At 61.5% G+C, this 3733-nt stretch carries 3 protein-coding genes; 1 reads left to right on the top strand and 2 read right to left on the bottom strand.

From position 1 onward, the window contains the following. Window positions 1-534 precede the first annotated feature (534 nt). Window positions 535-1752 (bottom strand): proteasome-activating nucleotidase Pan1, encoded by a 1218-nt coding sequence (gene pan1, locus PGX04_RS33735; RefSeq protein WP_273742457.1) that lies wholly within the window; start codon window positions 1750-1752, stop codon window positions 535-537. 126 nt (window positions 1753-1878) lie between these two features. Here pan1 and PGX04_RS33730 point away from each other — a divergent pair, with 126 nt between their 5' ends. Then, window positions 1879-2148 (top strand): MarR family transcriptional regulator, encoded by a 270-nt coding sequence (locus PGX04_RS33730; RefSeq protein ID WP_273742456.1) that lies wholly within the window; start codon window positions 1879-1881, stop codon window positions 2146-2148. Between the two features lie 541 nt (window positions 2149-2689). Here PGX04_RS33730 and PGX04_RS33725 read toward each other — a convergent pair. Beyond that, the coding region (locus PGX04_RS33725) for a DUF7527 domain-containing protein (RefSeq protein ID WP_425498478.1) at window positions 2690-3733 on the bottom strand (1044 nt) is incomplete at its 5' end.

Raw genomic sequence — 3733 nt, 5'->3', positions numbered from 1 at the left:
GTTCGCCAAGTCCTGGATCGACCAGTTCCTCAGTCCATATTTGCAAAAGTTATCTTGATCATTACGCCGTCTCGTGATGCGAAAAATATCCTCTTTTCCAGCAGCTTGTCAGAGCTTCTTCTGACAGTGGATGAGTGAGCGCCGTAAGGCGCGAACGAATAGCGCGGGACCTCCGGTCTGGCGACCCATGCGAACGGTGCGCGGTTCGGAGCGATGCGCGGTTCGGAGCGAACACAGTGAGCGAGAGTGAGCGAAAACCGCGAGGTGAACGCGTGAGTAGCAATCGGCTGGGGAGGGCGTGGCGATTCCCTGTTGCCACGATGGCAGGATACTTCTTCACACGCATCCCATCAGAACCCACTGCACCATTCACAGAACTATTGAACAGCAATGGCACCGCCTCCCCTGTCGAGACTGTCCACTTCGATAGTTGAGTTACCGCAACTCTCGTCTATCCGCTACCGTCCACTCGAGCGCCGTTGCTCAGACAGACGAAAAACGAAGCGAGAAACGACACCGACCTCGAGAGCGAGTTCAGGCGAACGTCTTCGAGACCTCTTCGGTCTCGTCGGATTCGGCCTGGACCTTGTCCCAGGCGTTGTGGAAGTCTTCCATCCGAATCTCGGTGCGGTCGTCGCGGATAGCGAACATGCCGGCCTCGGTGCAGACGGCTTTGATGTCGGCACCGGAGGCGTTGTCGGCGTCTTCGGCCAGTTCGGCGAACTCGACGTCGTCGGCGACGTTCATCCCGCGGGTGTGGATCTCGAAGATGATCTCGCGACCCTCCGCGTTCGGCTTTGGAACCTCGATGAGGCGGTCGAACCGGCCGGGACGAAGGATGGCGCGGTCGAGCATGTCGAAGCGGTTGGTGGCGGCGATGATGCGGATCTCGCCGCGCTCCTCGAAGCCGTCCATCTCCGAGAGGAGCTGCATCATCGTCCGCTGGACCTCGGCGTCGCCGGAGGTCTTGGACTCCGTTCGCTTGGAGGCGATGGCGTCGATCTCGTCGATGAAGATCACGGCGGGTTCGTGCTCGCGGGCGACATCGAAGAGGTCGCGGACGAGTTTCGCACCCTCGCCGATGAACTTGTGGACCAGTTCCGAACCGGCCATCTTGATGAAGGTGGCGTCGGTCTGGTTGGCGACGGCTTTGGCGAGCATCGTCTTTCCCGTCCCCGGCGGCCCGTAGAGGAGCACGCCGCTCGGCGGGTCGATCCCGACATCGTCGAACATCTCGGGCTTCTCGAGGGGCATCTCGACGGTCTCGCGGACCTCCTGCATCTGGTCCTCGAGGCCGCCGATGTCCTCGTAGCTGACCTCCGGGCTCTCCGTGACTTCCATCACGCGAGCGCGCACGTCGGTTTCGTTCGAGAGAGGTTTGACGATAGACAGCGAGTTGTTGACCGCGACCCGCGCATCGGGTTCGAGATCGTCGCGCATCTCGTCAGTGACTTCGGTCAGCGCCTCCTGATTGTTCCCGTGTTGTTTGATGATGACGCCGTCGTCCGTGACTTCCTGGACGGTGGCGACGAACAGCGGGGACTGCTTGAGCTTCTTGTTCTCGTGCGTGAGCCGCTCGAGTTTCTGCTGGTACTTGTTGTTCTCGGCGTTGGCGTCGAGGAGCTTGTCGCGCATCTCCTCGTTTTGCGCCTCGAGGATCTCCAGCCGCTCCTCGAGTGACTGTATTTTCTCCTGTTGGGACGCCTCGTCCTCGTCATATGGGAGGTCGACGTCGTCCACGGTGTCGCTCATCACGCACCCTTTGGGTGTTGGTTCATAAGAGGCTTCGGGTAGGTGCACTCAACCGCGAAATATTACCACTAAGCATTATACGGAATAGAAAATATTATTACCCCGTATTCGGAATGGGGATGTAGGATGAGTGCTTCAGAGCCGCTTCGACAGGAACCCGACGAACGAGGAACGTGGGACGACGTTCGAGACCTTCCGCCGAGTGCAAAACTCGTCGCGAAGGTCCTCGAGTACAACGAGACGATGACCCAACAACAGATCGCCGACGAGACGCTCCTTCCCTCCCGAACGGTCCGCTACGCGCTCAATCGTCTCGACGAGGAGAACGTCATCGACTCCCGCTTTTCGTTCTCCGACGCCCGCAAGCGACTGTACAGTCTCGATATTCAATCGTAACGGCCGATCGTCGCTCTCGGTGCCACGATTCTTTTCGCTTCGATTTTCGTCGCAGTCGACTCGAACATGTTACCAGTGCTTGACCTCGCTTTGTAATGGGGCGCACTGTCGGCCGTTCGAACGATAGAGAGGACTGCCTGCTCACGGGTCTTCGACCCGTTCACCTCGTGGGTCTCGCTCCCGACGGTCGCTCACCGTTCGCATTTCCGTGGTTCTCGCTCACTCTCGCTCACGGCTCGCTTCGCTCACCGTTCGCGTTCCCGCGGTTCTCGCTCCCGACGGTCGCTCCGAACCGCGCATCGCTCCGAACCGCACTCCCGTCGTGCGATCAGGTGTGCAGTGACTCTCAGTGACTACTATAGCTCACATGTCCCTCTCAGAGCATCGCTGCACTGAGAGAGCCATCGCGTGCCGATCTGGCGGTCGGGAGAGACACGAATCGTCTGCATTACTCACTCGACGACCGGTAGTGGATACCGTCGCTACGATGGTGACAACTGCTATCGACAGGGAAAACCGGACCGGATTCGACGGCGACGGCCTACAGCTCGGGGACGTTCATGTGGAACCCTTCGGAACGGGATTCGACCAGGCAGAGGTGGTAGCCGTCCTTCCGCGAGAGATTGACGTAACTCAGTTTCGAGCCCCGGCTGAGGAAGCCCCCGCTCGTGGCCTGCTCGGCCACCTCGAGCGCGCCGGGTTCGAAGTAACTCGAGGTGACGGCGATCGCGGCTGCCAGATCCGGATAGTTCGCCTTCACCGCGGACGCGGCTTCCTCGAGTTCGCCGAGGAGTTCCTGCGTCGCCGGCTCCCGCGAGTCGTTGAGCGTGACCAGCACGAGCGGATTCCCCATTTTGTCGTAGGCGGCGATGTCGAAGGTGACCTGGTCGGGGACGTCCTCGGTCTCGTCGTCCGCGAGCGAGATGGTCGCGCCGAGTTCGGCCCGGTCGATTCGCGGAATCGCGTCGTACAGGTCGCCTAGTCCGTTCGAATTACCAGTGTCGCGGATCTCGTAGAGCAGCATCTCGGTAAGCCAGTCGACGAGCCGGTACTCCATCGTCGACTCGAGGAACTCCTCGTAGGGCGTCCCGTCGACGGCGGCGTCGCTCGAATCGAACCCGGTGTGGTGTTCCAGTCGGAGGTTCGACGCGACCTCGCTGCGATCCGCGTTGCCGTCGTGAGCCGTCTCGAGGGTCGGCTGACTCTTCGACTCGTACCGAACGAAGAGGTTCGTCCCCGAGAGCGCCTGCTGGGGCGAGAGTTGGGCGCCCGCGCTCGCTCCGGCTTCCGTCTCGCCGACCTCGCGCTGGCGGGCGCGTTGCAGTTCCGTCTCGAGTTCCTCGATCCGCGTCTGGAGCCGCTCGACGGTCGCGGAGAGATCCCCGTTTTTCGACTGCAGCCGATCGCGTTCGGCCTCGAGTTCGTCGGCTTTCGCGACGAGCGCGTCGCGTTGCTCCTGTAGCGTCTCGACCTTCTCGGTGAGGGCCACGACCCGTTCGTCGCTCGCATCGCTCGCGTCGGCGGCCTCGCCCTGCGAACTCCCCGACTCCGCGTCCCGAGAGTGGCCCGTTCGCGACCCGGCGGC

The organism is Natrinema soli (assembly GCF_028618695.1).
Note: the sequence above shows the minus strand (reverse complement) of the source record. Positions and strands in the feature narration are given on the sequence as shown.

Excerpts from the sequence above, each read along its gene's own strand:
- PGX04_RS33730 (WP_273742456.1), top strand. The coding sequence starts at position 1,879 with ATGAGTGCTTCAGAGCCGCTTCGACAGGAACCCGACGAACGAGGAACG.
- pan1 (WP_273742457.1), bottom strand. The coding sequence starts at position 1,752 with ATGAGCGACACCGTGGACGACGTCGACCTCCCATATGACGAGGACGAG.